Origin of the sequence: Porphyrobacter sp. YT40 (assembly GCF_006542605.1) — a bacterium.
Classification (GTDB): Bacteria; Pseudomonadota; Alphaproteobacteria; order Sphingomonadales; family Sphingomonadaceae; genus Erythrobacter.
The window spans coordinates 1,868,078-1,884,861 of the sequence record NZ_CP041222.1; the positions used below are offsets into that span (position 1 = coordinate 1,868,078).

Consider the following 16,784-nt stretch of genomic DNA (forward strand, 5'->3'; position numbering starts at 1 on the left):
CGACTCCCGGAATCTGGTGCGACACGGCTGCGGCTGAGTCGCGTCAACATTTGCCTGACCTTACCCGCGGTGCGGGCCTTGCGCCAAATGCGTTAACCAAGCTGTGCCAGATCGAGCGCCTTCAGCAGGGCGAGCCGTGCCGCAATCACGCTCGCTGCAAGTGTCTCTGTTCCAAGATCGGACGGGTCGATTTGTTCCGGCCAGTGTGCGGCGATGGTGCGCTCGATCAGGTCGGCCTTGGCATCATCGAGCAGGAAGCGCGGGTCGACGGTCGCAGGGTCGCACACCACCCGCAGGCGCAGACAGGCGGGGCCGCCGCCATTGGCCATCGACTGGCGCACGTCGACCGGGATTACCTGCCGGATCGGGCCATTGCCGGCGAGCATCGCTTCGACCCAGCCCCACACGGCGGCGCTCTCGCGGCATTCCTCGGGAACGATCAGCGCCATCTCGCCGCTCGGAAGCGTCAGAAGCTGAGCGTTGAACAGATAGGTGCGGATCGCCTCTTCGAGCGTGACGGCCGACGAGGGCACCTCGACCACCTCGAGCGCGGGGAAGGCCGCGCGGATCGCCTCATAGGCGCCCTGCTGGTCGGCAAAGGCCTCGGCATGGGTGAAGAGCACCCGGCCATTGGCCACAGAGACCACATCATTGTGAAACGCGCCGGCAGCGATCGCAGCCGGGTTCTGTTCGATGAACACGGTGCGCGCCGGATCGAGCCCGTGCGCGCGGGCGACGAGGCGGCTCGCCTGTTCGTGCTGGCGCGCGGGGAAGCGGCCGCCGGTCTTGCCCCAGACGAACACCTCGACGCCCGGTGCCTCGTGGCTTTCGCACAGCCGCATGTGATTGGCCGCGCCTTCGTCGCCGAAGCTGGGCGGCACCGCATCGTGGATAGCGAAGTGGCGGGTGTCACCGAAAGCGATCCTGAGCTGGGCCTGCGTGTCGGGCCACTCCTGCGCGCGGTGGAGCATGGTGACGAGGTTGGCGGGGGTCAGGTGGCAGCGCCCGTCGGCGGTGTCGGGGGCGGGGGAGACGGTTGCCGCGTTCGCTGTCCACATCGAGGAGGCCGACCACGGCGCGGCGCGCAGCTGCGGCGGCTCGCTGCCGTCCAGCGCCAGCGCTTGTTGCAAGGCGGTATTGGGACGGGGCAGCGGCAGCAGGAAGCCCTGCACGCCTAGCCGCGCCAGATTGCCGCGCATCTTCGCCACACCCTGCAAGGCCGCGGCGCGCGGATAGGACGGATCGCCCGCATGGCTCGCACTGGCGATATTGCCGAGGCTGAGCCCCGCATAATTGTGCGAGGGGCCGACGATCCCGTCGAAATTGATTTCGGTCAGGCTCATCGCCCCACGCTCCACACTTCATCGCCTTCGGCCACGTCGAGCACATCGGCGCTGACCGAATCGATCGCGATGCCGCCTTCGCCATCGAGCACCCGTGCGCCGAAACAGGCGCGGAAGGTGCCCAGCCGCCCGGTGGCGAGGATCGCCTTCTCGCCTTCGTCCACCGAAAGCGCCGTGATCCGCGCGGATACCGAATTCTTCACGCTGGTGACCATGTCGGTATGCGCGGTCATCGTCGGCCCGCCGTCGAAGATGTCGACATAGCCATCGTGGCGGAAGCCTTCGCCTTCGAGCATCCGCATCGCTGCGCGCCCCGTGGGGTGGGGCACGCCGATCACGCTCCTCGCATCATCATCGAGCATCGCAATATAGACCGGGTGCTTGGGCATCAGGTCGGCGATGAACTGGTTGCCGTTGATCGCATTGAAATAGTCCGCGTCCTGAAAGCTCATCCCGAAGAAACGGCCCGCGACGCCGTCCCAGAAGGGCGATCCGCCGCGCTCGTCGATGATCCCGCGCAATTCCGCCAGAATGCGATCGGCAAAGCGTTTGCGGTGCATCGCCACGAACAGGTAGCGCGACCGGGCGAGCAGCAGGCCAAGCCCCCCGGCGCGCTCGTTGGGGTGGAGGAACAGCCCGCCGACCTCGCTCGATCCTTCCAGGTCGGTGACGAGGCTGAGCAGCTCGGCGCGCACCGTGCGGTCGAGTTCCTGCGAACACTGGGTCAGCGTGTTGAGGCGGTAGGAATAGAACGGCCAGCGCTGGCCGACCTGACTCATCAGCTGGCAGGTGCCGCGCACCGCGCCGGTGCGGGCGTTTTCGAGCACCAGCACGAACAGCTCGTCCGCCAGCGTTTCGCTGTCCTGCGCGAAGGCCCCCTCGGCGCGTTCCAATTTGGCCTTCAGCGCGGCGCGATCGGGCGGCAGGTTGGTGAACCCCCCGCCGGTCAGCTTGGCCATTTCGTAGAGCGCCTCGAGATCGGAGGCACGCGCGGCGCGCAGGCGGAAGGTCACTGGAGGGCTCCTGAGGCAAGACGCTCGATCACGCTGGCCGAAAGGCGGGCGCGTTCGGCGAGGCTGGGGACGATCAGATATTCGTCCGGGGAATGGATTGCGCCGCCGCGAACGCCCATCGTGTCGACCACGGGGACGCCGCAGGCGGCGATGTTGTTGCCGTCGCACACCCCGCCGGTCGATTGCCAGCGGATGTCCTGCCCAAGCTCCGCGCCGCATTCGCGCACGAGATCGAACAGAGCTTGCGCGCGCGCGTCGACCTTTTTGGGCGGACGGGTGACACCGCCGTGGCGGTGGGTGGAAACTTGGTAAGCGGTTTCAATATCGCGCAGCAAATCACTGAGCCGGCTGTCGAACGCCGCGCCCGCCTCGACCGTCTTGGGCCGCACGTTGAAGCGCAGCAGCGCGTGATCGGGGACGACGTTGTTCGCCGCGCCGCCTTCGAGCTTGGCGGGGTTGATGGTGATATCGGCGCTCTCCAGCGCCTTCAGTCGCAGGATCAGATCGGCGGCGGCGACCACCGCATTGCGGCCTTCGTGCGGGTTGCGGCCGGCATGGGCGCTCTTGCCGGTGACCGTGATCGAATAGTTGCCCGTGCCGCCCCGCTCATGCGCCAGCGTGCCATCGGGGAGCGCGGCGGGCTCGTAGGTCAGCGCGGCCAGCTTGCCCGCCGCAAGCTGCGCAATCAGATCGGCGCTGGCGAGCGAGCCGGTCTCCTCGTCGGAATTGATCAGCACGTCATAGCCCAGCGCGCTCGCGCCGGGGGTCTGCTCGAAAGCCAGCAGCGCGTGGAGCATCACCGCAATCCCGCCTTTCATGTCGGCCACACCCGGCCCGTTCAGAGTTTCCCCATCGAGCCAGCGCTGGTGCTGGAAGGCGTGATCTTCGGGGAACACCGTATCCATGTGCCCCGTCAGCAGAATACGGCGATTGGCCTGCGGGCGCACGCGCACCACCAGATGCTGGCCGTGAGGTTTCTCGAATGCCGAACCATCGGCGGCAATTGCGGTGACGGGCGCGGGATCGACCAGTTCCACCGTGCCGGGAAGCGCACCGAAGGCCTCTGCCAGCGCGCCGGCCTGCGCGGCCAGTCCGGCGAGGTTGCCGGTGCCGGTGTTGATCGCGCTCCATGCCTGCACCTGCGCGAGCATGGCGGCGCTGTCGATAGCGGTCAGGGTCGCATCCTCTCTCATGCCCCCCCTCTAGCCGGGCAATCGCGCCTGTCCAACCCGTTGCAATCGCCTCTACCCTTTGCCATAGGGCCAGCCGTCCTCTCCTCCCCGGGTTCGGCTTTTCACGCTTACCACACGAGGACCACCATGACTGACATGACCACCCGCGCCGGGGTTAGCCTTGACTCCCGCCTGGCGACCTTTGTCGAGCGCGAGGTGCTGACGCCGCTGGGCCGCGATGTGGAGGCGTTCTGGCAAGGCTTCGCCGCGCTGCTGGCCGAGTTCGCGCCGAGGAACCGCGCGCTGCTGGAAAAGCGCGAGAGCCTTCAGGCGCAGATCGACGCCTGGCATACGGATCGCGCGGGCAAGCCGCATGATGCCGCCGCCTACAAGGCCTTCCTGACCGAAATCGGCTACCTCGTGCCCGAGCCCGCTGACTTCCAGATCGGCACCCAGAACGTCGATCCCGAGATCGCGACGATGGCCGGGCCGCAACTGGTGGTGCCGATCCTCAACGCGCGCTTCCTGCTCAACGCGGCCAATGCCCGCTGGGGGAGCCTCTACGACGCCTTCTACGGCACCGATGCGCTGGATGCGCCGCCCGCCAAGCCCGGCGGCTATGACGCGGCGCGCGGCGCTGCGGTGATCGCGCGCGGGCGGCAGTTTCTCGACGAAGCCTTCCCGCTCACCGGGGGCGCGAGTTGGGCTGGCCTTGCGGGCCGCGACTCCATCGCACTGGCCGATCCGTCGCAGCAGGTGGGCACCACCGACAAGGGCGTGCTGTTCAAGAACAACGGCTTGCACGTCGAAGTTGTGTTCGATTCGAGCACGCCGGTCGGTGCGACCGACACAGCCGGGATCGCCGACATCATGGTCGAAGCGGCGCTTACCACTATCGCCGATTGCGAGGATTCGGTCGCGGCGGTCGATGCCGAGGACAAGCTGCTGGCCTATACCAACTGGCTCGGGATCATCCGCGGTGACTTGTCGGAGAGTTTCGAGAAGGGCGGCAGGACCCTTACCCGCACCCTCGCGGGCGACAAGAGCTACACCGCGCCCGACGGCAGCACGCACACCTTGCCGGGCCGCAGCCTGATGTTCGTGCGCAATGTCGGCCACCTGATGACCAACCCGGCGATCCGCCTGCCGGATGGTAGCGAGATCCCCGAAGGCATAATGGACGCGGTCTTCACCTCGGCGATCAGCACGCTCGATGTCGAGGGCCACGGCAAGTTCGGCAACTCGCGCACCGGCAGCATCTACATCGTCAAGCCCAAGATGCACGGGCCGGAAGAATGCGCCTTTACCAACGACCTGTTCGACGCGGTTGAGGATTTGCTTCAGCTCCCGCGCCACACGATCAAGGTCGGCGTGATGGACGAAGAGCGCCGCACCTCGGCCAACCTTGCCGCCTGCATCCATGCGGTGAAGGACCGGATCGTCTTCATCAACACCGGCTTCCTCGACCGCACGGGCGATGAAATCCACACCTCGATGCGCGCAGGACCGATGCTGCGCAAGGGCGCGATGAAGGGGAGCGACTGGCTCAAGGCCTACGAGGCGCGCAACGTCGCAATCGGCCTCGCGCACGGCCTCTCGGGCAAGGCGCAGATCGGCAAGGGCATGTGGGCCGCGCCCGATCTGATGGGGCAGATGATGGTCGAGAAGATCGGCCACCTCAAGGCCGGCGCGAACACCGCGTGGGTGCCGTCCCCCACCGCCGCGACGCTCCACGCGCTGCATTACCACCAGATCGACGTGTTCGCGGTGCAGAAGCACCTGCCTGAACCGATGGGCCTCGACGCGCTGCTCTCGATCCCGCTGGCCGAGGGCACGAACTGGTCGGAGGCCGAAATCGCCGAAGAACTCGACAACAATTGCCAGGGCTTGCTTGGCTACGTGGTGCGCTGGGTGGATCAGGGCGTGGGCTGTTCCAAGGTGCCCGACATCAATGACGTCGGCCTGATGGAAGACCGCGCGACGCTGCGCATTTCCTCGCAGCATATCGCCAACTGGCTGCTGCACGGGGTGGTCACCGAGGCGCAGGTGAAGGACTCGCTCACCCGCATGGCCGCCAAGGTCGACGCGCAGAACGCGGGCGACCCGCTCTACGAACCGCTCACCGGCAACGAAGACGGCGCGGCCTTCAGCGCGGCCAGGGACCTGATCTTCAAGGGTGTCGAGCAGCCCAGCGGTTACACCGAGCCGCTGCTCCACGCGTGGAGATTGAAGAAGAAGGCGGGCTGAGAGTGAGACGATTGGTCCATTTTCACAGTAATTAACCGATTGTTTCCATTTCCTATTTTAGCCTCCTGTTCAATCGATGTGAGGCTTCCGTGTGAACGACAAGTTCTGGTTCGTTCTATGTCTGGTTTACGGCTTTGGCGTAAGCGCTCTTGCCGGTTATCTCAATGTGCCCATCGAAGCGAAAATGGCCGCGTTCTTCGCCAGCGTTCTCGTTGTCGTCGTCGGTGGCTTGATCGGAGGACCTACTGGTTGGTACCTTGCGAAGGACGCCGACGTTGACTCCACAGCATTCAAAGTCATCTCCTGGTGCGGCCTGATTGGATGGGTGATCCCGATCGTCGGAGGAACGCTCGCCACCATGTCCTACATGTTCAAGCGGCGGTCGACGTTTAACGAAAGCTTCTACACCAATCTTGGAAATATCGCGGGCTTGTTGGCAATCACAAACGCGATGATCGGCGGAGGATGGGAGGCGTATGACGGGCTGACCGCGAGGCAGGCTAACCGTTCGCAAACGGCCATGAACGCCACGCTGCAAAGGCATGGGATCGATCCTGAAGAAATGACGGGCGAGCGGTCAACCGAGCGGTGTCAATACGCCGCGCTCGAGGCGTGGAGCCGCGAAGATCTGGACCGCTATTGCCGCGGACGTTGAGCCCGGTCGGCTATTCCGTCAGCGCCCTAGCCAACTCAACAAACTCCGCCACACTCACCGTTTCCGCCCGCCGGGTCTCATCAATCCCCAGCATCGCGAGCGCCTCCAGCGCCCCCGGCACGCCCTTGAGGCTCTGGCGCAGCATCTTGCGGCGCTGGCCGAAGGCGGCTTCGGTGAGGCGTTCGAGCATCCGGGCCGAGACGCCTTCCGGCATGGCGGCGGGGGTCACGTGGACGATGGCGCTCATCACCTTGGGGGGCGGGGTGAAGGCGCTGCGGTGGACCTTCATCGCCAGCCGCGCCTCGGCGCGCCACTGGGCGAGGACGGCCAAGCGGCCATAGGCGTCCTCGCCCGCGTTCGCCACGATCCGGTCGGCGACCTCGCGCTGGAACATCAGGGTGAGCGACTGCCACAGCGGCGGCCAGCTTTCGCCGCCGAGCCAGCGCACGAACAGCGCGGTGCCGACATTGTAGGGGAGGTTGGAGAGCACGTGGAACGGCTCCCCGCCCATAAGTGCGGCATGATCGAGCTTCAGCGCATCGCCTTCGATCACGGTGAGCTGACCGGGGAAAGCCTCGCCCAGTTCGGCCAGCGCGGGCAGGCAGCGGCGGTCCATCTCGATCGCGGTGACGCGGGCTCCCGCCCGGAGCAGCGCGCGCGTGAGGCCGCCGGGGCCGGGGCCGACTTCGAGCACGCGCCGGCCTTTCAGATCCCCCGGCAGCGCGGCGATGCGGGCGAGGAGTTGCTCGTCGAGCAGGAAGTTCTGCCCCAGCGCCTTCGACGCGGCGAGGTTGTGGCGCTGGATAACCTCGCGGATGGGGGGGAGATCAGTCACCGGCACGCTCGCGCGCTGCGGTCATCTCCGCCGCCATGACGATCGCCGCCGCCATCGCGCCCGGATCTGCAAGGCCCCGCCCGGCGATGTCGAAGGCGGTGCCGTGATCGGGCGAGGTGCGGATTACGGCCAAGCCGAGCGTCACGTTGACGCCTTCGTCGAACTCCAGCGCCTTCAGCGGGATAAGCGCCTGATCGTGATACATGCACAATGCCGCGTCATAGCCGGTGCGGGCGCGGGGCGTGAACAGCGCGTCGCCGGGGACGGGGCCGAAAGCAGCGATCCCCTCGGCCTGCAAGGCGGCGATGGCAGGTGCAATGATGCGCGCGTCCTCGTCGCCGAACTGTCCGCCTTCGCCCGCATGGGGATTGAGCGCGGCGACGGCAAGGCGCGGGGTGGCGATGCCGAAGTCGCGCGCCAGCCCCGCGGCGACGATCCGCGCCTTGTGGGTGATGAGCTCGGCCGAGAGCAGCCCCGGCACCTCGGCCAGCGCGACGTGGACGGTGAGCGGTACGGTGCGCAAGCTCGGCCCGGCGAGCATCATCACCGCATCGCGATAGGGCCTGCCGCAGGTGTCGGCGAGGAATTCGGTCTGGCCGGGGTAGTCCCAGCCGATTGCCGCCAGCGCGGCCTTGGCGACCGGCGCGGTCACCAGCCCGCTCGCCACGCCCGAGAGCGCGAATTTCGCGCCCCATTGCAGCGAAGCCAGCGCCAGCCGCGCGCCATCGGACGAGGGGCGGGCGGGGTGCCAGGCACCGTCCAGCCCTGCCATCACGGGGAGGCCCGCGGCGTGGGCGAACATCGCCTCGGCCGGGTCGGCAATCGGGACGATCGGACAGTCGACCCCGCAGCGCTCGGCCGCCTGTCGCAGCAGCTCCGGCCCGCCGACCACGAATGCGGGCGGCGCGCGGCCTTCGTGCCGCAGACGCAGCCACGCGCCGAGGATCACCTCGGGCCCGATCCCCGCCGGATCGCCAAGCGTGATCGCGAGCGGCCCCGTCAACGCCCGCGCGCCGTCAGTTGTATTCGATGTAGGCGTCGTTGCGCAGATCGCGCAGGAAGCTCTGGGCGCGCTTGCTGACGCGCTCTTCTTCCATCTGGTCCATCACCGCGGCAAAGGTCGGCGCGCCGGCATCGACCGGATCGTCGCGGCCGCACAGCATCAGCACGCGCACGCCTTCCTGCAAGCCCCCGAAGGGCGGCGTCGCCTGCCCGATCTGGAGGCCGAGAATGATCGCGCGCAGCTGTTCGGGCAGGTTGGCGGCCTTGATCTGGTCGTTGGTGACAACTTCCGCCCCGATCGCCTTGGCACCCGCATCGGCATCCGCGCAGCCGCGCAGGCCTTCGAGAAAGGTGCCGAATTCCTCGACCCGCGCCTCGGCCTGTTCCTGCGTAGTGCCGGGGGCGAAGTTGATCGAGATCTGCTTGAGGTTCAGGATCGCCTCATTGGGATCGGCCATCAGCACCTGACGCTTGTTGATCAGGTAGACGATCGAGAAACCGCCGGGAATCTCGATCGGGCCCTGAAGCTGGCCGGGCTGCATGGTGCGCACCGCGGCAGCGAGCTGCGGAGGCAACTGGCCGATCCGCAGCCAGCCGAGATCGCCGCCCACCACGGAGTGCGAGGCTTCGGAGAATTGGCGCGCATAGGCGACGAAGCTGCCGCCCTGCTGCAACTGCTCCATGATCTGCTGGGCGTTCGCCAGCTTCTGGGCGCGGTTTTCGGTGGTGGCCGACAGGTAGATTTCGCCCACGCGGTATTCGTCGGTGCCCTTGGCCTCGTTCATCCGCTTGAGCGCTTCATTGACCTCTTCGGCCGAGATGTTGACGAAGGGAATGACATTGCGGCGCAGGAGGTTTTCCCACGCCACTTCCCCTTCGATCTGGCGCTTCAGCGATGCTGCCGAAGAGCCGATCGAGGCGAGGTATTCGTCCATCTTCTTGGTATCGCCGCCGAAGTTCTGCCCGGCGAGCTGCGAATAGGTCTGTTCGACTTCCTCGCGCTTCACGGCCATTTCGGATGCAGCGGCGGCCTGGATCTTGAGCGTCTCGTCGATCAGGTTGCGCAGCACCTGCACGCGCAGGCGCAGCATTTCCTCGTCCGAGATCGGCGCGTCCGACGCGGAGGTCACCAGCGCGACACGCTGGTCGATGTCGGTGCCGGTAATGACGAAGCCGTTGACGATCGCGGTCGCGGTGCGGCGATCGGGATCGGATTTGCCGAACAGGGTGATGTCCTCGGGCAGGCCGAAGGGGTTGTCCGCCGTGGGCACGGCAACGGTCTGCGCCGGCGCCGCAATCGGGGTCATGGCAAGGCCGAGCACCCCGGCAGCGGCCAGCGCCGTCCCGGTCTTTGCCAACAGGGCCTTGGAAAACAGCTTCACTTTCACTCGATCAATCCCGTCTTCATGCCAAAATCTGCGCGCCTCGTGCGGCGCCGTGTGTCGTGCCAGTGGCCTGCACCGGCTGAATGGAAGCTGAGTCGCCGACCCCCGTCAGGCCGCCCAGCGTGCGCCCGGCGCTTCCTTAACGCCATTTGCCTTGCCTGCCAATTCGTGCGGAAGGGCCGCCCCCCGATTGAACGGCGATGGTCAGCGGAAGCCCAGATTGCGCAGCGCAAAGAACAGCTGGAAGGCGTTCCCGCGCCGCGCGTCGCCCGCGTCGATGAAGTCGCGCCGCCAGGTCGCGCCGAATTCGATGCAGTCGTCGGCATAGGCCACGCCAAGCCGGGTGCGGATCGGCTCGAACCCGTCGGGCTGGAACACCGGGTCTTCCTCGGGATCGGTGAGGTTGAACACGCCGGAGCCGAACACCGACCACTTGCGCCCGATCGCCACCCGCGCGGCGGCGCGCAGTTCTTCGCGGTCGCGCAGATCCTCGACCGTCTGGATGTTGCGGTCGAGCCGCAGATAGCCGACTTCGAGATAGGTGCGGCGCGAGCCGATGGTCGCGTCGATCTCGTTGCGGCGCACCGCGAAATTGTCCTTGTCGAGCCGGAAGCGGTGCGTGAAGCTGACAAGGTTGCGGAAGCGCACCTCGGTGCGGCCGACGAAATCGGTGACGCGCTCGGACAGGCCCGTGCCTTCGGGGAACAGCGCCGGATCGGGCGCGTCAAGCCGGAAGGACTGGCCGATGGTCGAGCGCACCCGCCAGCCGGGGCGCTGCAATTCCCAATCCACGCCCCAGGTTACCCGGCTGCCGTCTTCCACGCGGTCGTAACCGGGGAAGCGGTTGAGCGCGAAGAGATTGGAATCCTCCAGATCGATCGCGCGCGCATCCTCGTTGGGGACGGCGAGGTTCTTGATATCGGGGCTGGCGACGATCTGCAGGCGCGGCTTGAACACCTGCGTGCCGCCGAAGGCCTCGCCCACGAAGGGCCATTCGATATCGAGCGCGGCGGTGGCGATGCCGCGCGTAGTCCAGCCTTCGGTGCCGCGATAGGCGGGGGTGGTGGTGGAGAGAATGTCGTTGGTGTTGTAGACATCGCCGCGCACCAGCGCGGTCAGGGTGACGACCTGCCCCATGCCGGTCAGCCGCTTCAGATCCCATTGCGCTCCGGCAAAGGCGCGCTGGGTGTCCTGCCCGTCCCGCCGCAGCAGGGCGAGGCTGTTGGCCTGCACCATCAGATTGCCGCCCAGCACCCGGTCGCCAACCTGCTGGCGATAATCGATCGCGGGCAGGGCGAGCGGCACCTGCCCCTGATCGGCGTTGAGCCGCAGCGTCTGCGTCGCCCATCCCGCCACCGAGAAATAGGAACGGTCGGTGATGCGTTCGAGATTGATGGTCGAACGCAGCCGGTCATCGCGGCTGAGATCGTACCGGCGCAGGAAGGTGCGGTCGCTGGCGAGGCGGATCGACCCGGTCAGGCTCCAGTCGGGAGAGAACTGGAAGGTGCCATTGGCATCGAGATATCCGCGCGGGTCGGTGCGCAGGCTTTCGGCCCCGGTAAAGTCGGTCGCACGGTCGGACAGCGTGCCGTAGCCGGTGATCTGATAGGCGCCCTTTTCGGTCAGGTGCCGCCACCGCGCGCTCGCCATCGGGGCGACGTTGGAGAAGACATAGGCGCCCAGCGTCAGGTCGTAATTGTCGGCCATCCGCCAGTAATATTCGCCCGAGAGCTCCAGCCCGTTGACCTGCGTGACGCGCACGTCGGGCACCAGAAAGCCGCTTTCGGCCCTGCCGTCGGTGCGGATCGCGAGGCCCGGCAGCGGCAGGATGCGCGCGCCGAACAGCTCCAGCATCGCGCCTTCGAAGCGCACCCGCGCCGCACTTTGATCATAGATCACGCGCCGCGCGGTAACGCGCCAGGTCGGGTCCTTGGGGCAGCCTTCGGCATCGGTGACGGGGCAGGCGGAATAGGCCGCGTCGGTCAGAATCGCATCGCCGTTCGCCCCGCGCTCGGCAGAGCGCGCGGCCAGGCGGCCCCCGGCGCGCAGTGCAATCAGCAGTTCGCTCATCGCGCCGGTATCGAATTCTTCGGTGAGTTCGACCTGATCGGTGAACAGCTGGTTGCCCGCCTCGTCCACCAGCCGGATATTGCCGCTGGCGATGATGCGGCCGGTCTCGCGGAACCACACCACTTCATCCGCGCGCACCGAGCGGTCTTCCGAGCGCAGGATGACATTGCCGCGCGCGGTGACGGTGTCGGTCTCGCTGTTGTAGCCGAGCTCGCTCGCCTCGAACGCGATCTCGCGCGGGGCGGTGGGGGCGGCTTCGGTGGGGGAAGGGGCGGGCTCTTGCTCCTGCGCGGCAAGCGCGGCGGGGCTCACCGTCAGCGCCAGCGCAAGAGCCAGACGCGTCGCGGCACCCCGCGTCGACACGCGCAGGGCATGGCACGCGCCCTTGCGCGATCGGTCCAGGGAGCCTCCCGACATGGCCTTGCCTATTGCACCGCTCGGGCCTAATCGCAATCGACATTGCGCGCCTCGCGCGCCCCGTATTGCACGGTCTGTCGCAGGTGGACGGCGCCTTGTCCGCTCCATCGCAGCAGCGCCGGCTTTCAGCTTCTTCGGAGTATTCATGCAGATCCACTTCACCGCCGCCGCTCCCGCCGACATTCGCCTGCACGCGCGGGTGGTCAATCAGGGGGCTGCGCTCGCCGGGCTCGATAGCGCGCTGGTCGAAGGGGCGGCGGCTTCGGGTTTCACGGGCCGGGCGGGGCAGCTGTTCGAAGGCTTCGCCAGCATCGGCGGCGCGGTCAAGCGGATCGCGCTGGCGGGGGCAGGTGAGGCGGACGCCGCCGACCGCCGCGCCAATTGCGAGCGCGCAGGCGCTGCTCTGACAGCCAAGTATCTGGTCTCGGGCGAAAAGGCGATGGTGCTCGACCTGTCGCACGCCGGGCTCAGCGCCGACGATGCCGCCGCAGTGCTGCTGGCGCTGCGCCTGCGCGGCTGGCGGCACGACAAGTATCGCACCCGCCTTGCCTCGGACAAGAAGCCGAGCCTTGCCACCATCCACGTCACCAGCGCACCCGAAGGCACCGAGGCCGCGTGGGAACGCGAAGCGGCGCTGGCGCGGGGCGTCGAATTCACCCGCACGCTGGTGACCGAGCCTGCCAACATCATCTACCCCGCCAGCTTCGTCGCCGCCTGCGAGGAAGCTTTTGCGGGCACCGGGGTCGAGATCACCGTGCTGGGCGAGGCGGAAATGGCGGCGCTCGGCATGGGCGCGCTGGTGGGCGTGGGCCTCGGTTCGGAGCGCGAATCAAAGCTGCTGGCGATCCGCTGGAACGGCGGCGCGGCGGGCGACAAGCCGACCGTGTTCGTCGGCAAGGGCGTCACCTTCGACACCGGCGGGATCTCGCTGAAGCCCGGGCCGGGCATGGAAGACATGAAGTGGGACATGGGCGGCGCAGGCGCGGTCGCAGGGGCGATGCTGGCGCTGGCGGGACGCAAGGCCAAGGCCAACGTGATCGGCGTGATGGGCCTCGTCGAGAACATGCCCGACGGCAAGGCCCAGCGCCCCGGCGATATCGTCACCACCATGAGCGGTCAGACGGTCGAGGTGCTCAACACCGATGCGGAAGGGCGGCTGGTGCTGTGCGACGCGCTCCACTGGGTGCAGCAGCAATATGATGCCGCGCGGATCGTCGACCTTGCCACGCTGACCGGCGCGATGATCATCAGCCTCGGCAACGAATATGGCGGGATGTTCGCCAATGACGACACGCTCGCCGAGCAGCTCGCCGCAGCGGGCAAGGCCAGCGGGGACAAGCTGTGGCGGATGCCGCTGGGGCCCAATTACGACAAGCTGATCGATTCGCCGGTCGCCGACATGAAGAACATCGGCCCGCGCGAGGGCGGCTCGATCACCGCCGCGCAATTCCTCCAGCGCTTCGTCAAGGACGGCACCCCCTGGGCGCACCTCGACATCGCGGGGATGGTCTGGTCGAACAAGCCCGGCCACACGTGGGACAAGGGCGCCACCGGCTATGGCGTGCGCCTGATCGACCGGTTCGTGCGGGATGTGGTCGAGGGTTAAGGGGAGTTCCTGCCATCCCCAAGATGCGCAAGAAAAGTGACCTGCCGACCAAGACCTGCCTCGCCTGCGGGCTTCCCTTCACATGGCGCAAGAAGTGGGAGCGGGATTGGGACAATGTGAAATATTGTTCCGACCGCTGCCGCAGCGCCAAGGGTTCGCCCTCAAGCAGCGCAGCGGCAGGGCGACCATGACTCTCGTGAAGCTGGACTTCTGGCAGGTCACCGACGATCCGGTCGAGAAGGTTGTGGCCCTGATCGCCAAGCGTGCGCTGGGGCAGGGCGAGCGGGTGCTGGTGGTCGCCGCCGACCCCGCACAGCGCGCCGCGATCTCGCGCGCATTGTGGGAGGGTGGCTCCGAAAACTTCCTCGCCAATGGCGAGGCCGATGCGCCGGGGGCCGATCGCCAGCCCGTGCTGCTTGCCGCCGACCCGGTCGCCGCCAACGGGGCAAGCCACGTGATCCTCGCCGACGGTATCTTCCGCGAATGCGACGGCTTTGCCCGTGTCTTCCTGCTCTTTCCGCCCGATCTCGCCCACGCGGCGCGGCAGGCATGGCGCGCACAGGACGGGCGCGAGGGCGTCGAGCGGAGCTATTTTGCGCAGGAAGACGGGCGCTGGGTCAAGAAGGGCTAAGCCCCTTGCGCTCGGCGGCGCGATGGGGAATCCTTCCCCAACGGCTATGGGGGGAACAAGACTATGCGCATTACGGCAATGATTCTGGCCAGCGGCGGCGCGCTGCTGCTGACGGCTTGCGGATCGGAAACCTCGGGCGAGTTCACCACCGAGGACGGCAAGGACGCCGAATATACCATCGACAAGGAAACCGGCGAGACCAGCATGACCATCACGGACGAGGACGGCAAGGCCACCCTGCGCGCCGGATCGAGCGTGCCGGTCAGCCTGCCGGACGGGTTCACCCTGTTTCCGGGCTCGAAGGTGGTGAACAACGCCGTCGTCAACCAGCCTGACGAGCAAGGCACGATGATCACCTTCGAAGCCGACGCGCCCGCCGATGCCGTCGTCGCCCATTACCGCGATGCCGCCAAGGCCGCCGGGTTCGACATCCAGCTCGAAATGACCACCAACGGCACCCAGATGGTAGGCGGCGAGCGCGAGAGCGACGGATCGACCTTCTCCGTCACCGCCTCCGGAGGCGAGCCGACCAGCGGACAGATCATCATCGCCACCAAGACTGGCGGCTAAGGGCCCAAGAGCCATCCCGCAACGCTGCCTGACGGGCCTGCCGCGCCGCCGGTTGCGGGGACGCTTGCCATTTTGCATCGCACCATCTACGGGCCGCGGCCAATATCCCCTCCCATAAAAAGACGTTCACAGGAGCATAGTCATGGCGGTCACCCGCACCTTTTCGATCATCAAGCCCGATGCCACCCGCCGCAACCTGACCGGCGCGGTCACCAAGATGCTGGAAGACGCCGGCCTGCGCGTCGTCGCGTCGAAGCGCATCCACATGACCCGCGAGCAGGCCGAAGGCTTCTACGCGGTGCACAAGGAGCGCCCCTTCTTCGGTGAACTCGTCGAATTCATGATGAGCGAGCCGGTGGTGGTGCAGGTGCTCGAAGGCGAAGACGCCGTCGCCAAGAACCGCGAAGTGATGGGCGCGACCAACCCCGCCGACGCCGCGCCGGGCACGATCCGCAAGGAATTGGCGCTCTCGATCGGTGAAAACACCGTCCACGGTTCGGACTCGGAAGAAAACGCCGCGATCGAAATCGCCTATTTCTTCAAGGACGAAGAGATCGTCGGCTAAGCGTCAGTCCGCTGAAATTGCGAAGGGCCGTCTCCGCAAGGGGGCGGCCCTTTTGTTATCCTGCGCTGGCAAACCGGGCGAGCTGTTCGCGGTGGGCGTGGTGGTGCCCGGCCTCGCTCGCGGCCATCACCCGGCGCATCGCCAGCAGCGCCTCGCCGGTGAGGTCGAGCCCCAGCGCGGCATAGCAGCGCGCGATTGCGCCTTCCCAATCGGCATTGATCTCGTCGAAATCGAGCCGCGCGAGCCTCCCGTGCCAGCCATCCAGCGCCATCGCCATGCGCGCCTCGCGCAGCGCGATCTTGTGCTCCCAGCGCGCCTCGATCCGTGCAAGGTCGCAAGAATCAGACTGCATCGCCATCTGGTTCGCCGCGAGGCTGACCGCGCTCTTTAGCACTTCCTTGTGCGCCCGCTTGGCGATCACCAGCCGCGCATCGGGAAACAGCGCGAGCAGGGTGGGCAAGTCCTCGGCAAAGGCGGGCACCTTCATCACGCGCGGGCGATCGGCGATGCCGCGATGCGCGGCGTCGGTGCGCAGGATGCGCGCCATTTCGCGGTAGATCGGCAGCGACCCGCGCGCCTCGCTCCAGGCCGAATAGCTCGGGATATGCCACTGCGATTCGTAGATCGAATGGTGGAGCGCGGCGCTGATCCACGCCAGCTCCTCCTCCACCGCCCCCGCCGCCATCGGGTGGATGGACTGCATCCACGGATTGAGCCGTCCGAGCATCGCCAGCTCCATCGCCGCCTTGACCCGGTTCATGCCCAGCTTCGCCGGCACGGGGTGATAGGCATCGCAATAACGCGTGTGCGAATGGGCGGGGTCGGCGGCGAGCAGGGTATGGATGCGGGTGGTCCCGCTGCGCATATGGCCGATGACGATGATCGGCGGGGCGAGGGGGGTTTCGGCCAACGCGGGCCGCTCCAGCCACAGCGCGCCGAACGCCAGCCGGTTTTTGACGACGCGCGAGAGCTGCCCCCAGGCCATCGCGCGGCCCAAGGGATTGAGGTCCGCCTCGGCCAGCGCCGCGGCGATCAGCCGGGAGAGCCGCTCGCGGAAATCGGCGACATCCTCGGACGAGCGCCCGCCATGCTCCACCGCCTCGGCCCGCGCGCCATAGGGCTTGGCAGCGAGCGCCCACAGCGCGTCCGCGTCGAGCGCGGGCGGCGGCAGCCAGCCACGCTCCCACGCCCGCCCGAGAAAGGCATTGGCGCGCTCGGCGAGGGGGCCGCGCGCGAGCAGGTGTTCGCGCGGTGGGGGAGAGCGGGTCGCCAT

The 16,784-nt window shown here is 67.3% G+C and carries 15 protein-coding genes; 7 read left to right on the top strand and 8 right to left on the bottom strand.

Annotated elements, in window-relative coordinates; genetic code table 11:
• Positions 1-92: 92 nt before the first annotated feature.
• The 3 genes from E2E27_RS08640 to E2E27_RS08650 are packed head-to-tail and all read right to left on the bottom strand — an operon-like array spanning position 93 to position 3,549.
• A complete protein-coding gene (locus tag E2E27_RS08640) occupies positions 93-1,343 on the bottom strand; it encodes an N-succinylarginine dihydrolase (protein ID WP_141458558.1) in 1,251 nt (416 codons plus the stop codon).
• The gene (locus E2E27_RS08645) at positions 1,340-2,356 is read right to left on the bottom strand and encodes an arginine N-succinyltransferase (protein ID WP_141458559.1); all 1,017 of its coding nucleotides are present in this window, start codon (positions 2,354-2,356) and stop codon (positions 1,340-1,342) included. The genes E2E27_RS08640 and E2E27_RS08645 overlap by 4 nt, the downstream gene beginning before the upstream one ends.
• Positions 2,353-3,549, bottom strand: a complete 1,197-nt coding sequence (locus E2E27_RS08650) for a hydrolase (RefSeq protein WP_141458560.1) — start codon at positions 3,547-3,549, stop codon at positions 2,353-2,355. The genes E2E27_RS08645 and E2E27_RS08650 overlap by 4 nt, the downstream gene beginning before the upstream one ends.
• A gap of 126 nt (positions 3,550-3,675) precedes the next feature.
• Here E2E27_RS08650 and E2E27_RS08655 point away from each other — a divergent pair, with 126 nt between their 5' ends.
• Positions 3,676-5,775 carry a malate synthase G gene (locus E2E27_RS08655; RefSeq protein WP_141458561.1) on the top strand — a complete coding sequence of 700 codons (2,100 nt, stop codon included), beginning with the start codon at positions 3,676-3,678 and terminating at the stop codon, positions 5,773-5,775.
• 91 nt (positions 5,776-5,866) lie between these two features.
• Positions 5,867-6,430 (top strand): tripartite tricarboxylate transporter permease, encoded by a 564-nt coding sequence (locus tag E2E27_RS08660; protein ID WP_141458562.1) that lies wholly within the window; start codon positions 5,867-5,869, stop codon positions 6,428-6,430.
• A gap of 10 nt (positions 6,431-6,440) precedes the next feature.
• Here E2E27_RS08660 and rsmA read toward each other — a convergent pair whose 3' ends face one another.
• From rsmA to E2E27_RS08680, 4 genes are all read right to left on the bottom strand, one after another.
• The gene (gene rsmA / locus E2E27_RS08665; RefSeq protein ID WP_141458563.1) at positions 6,441-7,265 is read right to left on the bottom strand and encodes a 16S rRNA (adenine(1518)-N(6)/adenine(1519)-N(6))-dimethyltransferase RsmA; all 825 of its coding nucleotides are present in this window, start codon (positions 7,263-7,265) and stop codon (positions 6,441-6,443) included.
• A complete protein-coding gene (gene pdxA / locus E2E27_RS08670) occupies positions 7,258-8,268 on the bottom strand; it encodes a 4-hydroxythreonine-4-phosphate dehydrogenase PdxA (protein WP_181443631.1) in 1,011 nt (336 codons plus the stop codon). The genes rsmA and pdxA overlap by 8 nt, the downstream gene beginning before the upstream one ends.
• Positions 8,269-8,281: 13 nt before the next feature.
• Complete coding sequence (locus tag E2E27_RS08675) at positions 8,282-9,649, bottom strand: peptidylprolyl isomerase (protein WP_141458565.1); 1,368 nt, start codon at positions 9,647-9,649, stop codon at positions 8,282-8,284.
• A 207-nt stretch (positions 9,650-9,856) separates the two neighbouring features.
• Complete coding sequence (locus tag E2E27_RS08680; RefSeq protein ID WP_141458566.1) at positions 9,857-12,139, bottom strand: LPS-assembly protein LptD; 2,283 nt, start codon at positions 12,137-12,139, stop codon at positions 9,857-9,859.
• 145 nt (positions 12,140-12,284) lie between these two features.
• Between E2E27_RS08680 and E2E27_RS08685 the strand changes: the two genes are divergently transcribed.
• From E2E27_RS08685 to ndk, 5 genes are all read left to right on the top strand, one after another.
• The gene (locus E2E27_RS08685; RefSeq protein ID WP_141458567.1) at positions 12,285-13,745 is read left to right on the top strand and encodes a leucyl aminopeptidase; all 1,461 of its coding nucleotides are present in this window, start codon (positions 12,285-12,287) and stop codon (positions 13,743-13,745) included.
• A 23-nt stretch (positions 13,746-13,768) separates the two neighbouring features.
• Positions 13,769-13,936 (top strand): DUF2256 domain-containing protein, encoded by a 168-nt coding sequence (locus tag E2E27_RS08690; RefSeq protein ID WP_141458568.1) that lies wholly within the window; start codon positions 13,769-13,771, stop codon positions 13,934-13,936.
• On the top strand, positions 13,933-14,376 hold the full coding sequence (locus E2E27_RS08695) for a DNA polymerase III subunit chi (RefSeq protein ID WP_353653618.1): 444 nt from the start codon (positions 13,933-13,935) through the stop codon (positions 14,374-14,376). Before E2E27_RS08690 ends, E2E27_RS08695 begins: the two co-directional genes overlap by 4 nt.
• A gap of 78 nt (positions 14,377-14,454) precedes the next feature.
• Positions 14,455-14,946: a hypothetical protein gene (locus E2E27_RS08700; RefSeq protein ID WP_141458569.1), complete on the top strand. Its 492-nt coding sequence runs from the start codon at positions 14,455-14,457 to the stop codon at positions 14,944-14,946.
• Positions 14,947-15,088: 142 nt separating this feature from the next.
• Positions 15,089-15,511, top strand: coding sequence for a nucleoside-diphosphate kinase (ndk, locus tag E2E27_RS08705; protein ID WP_141458570.1), 423 nt, complete (start codon positions 15,089-15,091; stop codon positions 15,509-15,511).
• A gap of 55 nt (positions 15,512-15,566) precedes the next feature.
• On the opposite strand, the gene E2E27_RS08710 is transcribed toward ndk, so the two are convergent.
• Positions 15,567-16,784 carry a sulfotransferase gene (locus tag E2E27_RS08710; RefSeq protein ID WP_141458571.1) on the bottom strand — a complete coding sequence of 406 codons (1,218 nt, stop codon included), beginning with the start codon at positions 16,782-16,784 and terminating at the stop codon, positions 15,567-15,569.

Excerpts from the sequence above, each read along its gene's own strand:
- E2E27_RS08640 (WP_141458558.1), bottom strand. The coding sequence starts at position 1,343 with ATGAGCCTGACCGAAATCAATTTCGACGGGATCGTCGGCCCCTCGCAC.
- E2E27_RS08650 (WP_141458560.1), bottom strand. The coding sequence starts at position 3,549 with ATGAGAGAGGATGCGACCCTGACCGCTATCGACAGCGCCGCCATGCTC.
- E2E27_RS08655 (WP_141458561.1), top strand. The coding sequence starts at position 3,676 with ATGACTGACATGACCACCCGCGCCGGGGTTAGCCTTGACTCCCGCCTG.
- E2E27_RS08680 (WP_141458566.1), bottom strand. The coding sequence starts at position 12,139 with ATGTCGGGAGGCTCCCTGGACCGATCGCGCAAGGGCGCGTGCCATGCC.
- E2E27_RS08685 (WP_141458567.1), top strand. The coding sequence starts at position 12,285 with ATGCAGATCCACTTCACCGCCGCCGCTCCCGCCGACATTCGCCTGCAC.
- E2E27_RS08690 (WP_141458568.1), top strand. The coding sequence starts at position 13,769 with ATGCGCAAGAAAAGTGACCTGCCGACCAAGACCTGCCTCGCCTGCGGG.
- E2E27_RS08695 (WP_353653618.1), top strand. The coding sequence starts at position 13,933 with ATGACTCTCGTGAAGCTGGACTTCTGGCAGGTCACCGACGATCCGGTC.
- E2E27_RS08700 (WP_141458569.1), top strand. The coding sequence starts at position 14,455 with ATGATTCTGGCCAGCGGCGGCGCGCTGCTGCTGACGGCTTGCGGATCG.
- ndk (WP_141458570.1), top strand. The coding sequence starts at position 15,089 with ATGGCGGTCACCCGCACCTTTTCGATCATCAAGCCCGATGCCACCCGC.
- E2E27_RS08710 (WP_141458571.1), bottom strand. The coding sequence starts at position 16,784 with ATGGCGACCCGCTCTCCCCCACCGCGCGAACACCTGCTCGCGCGCGGC.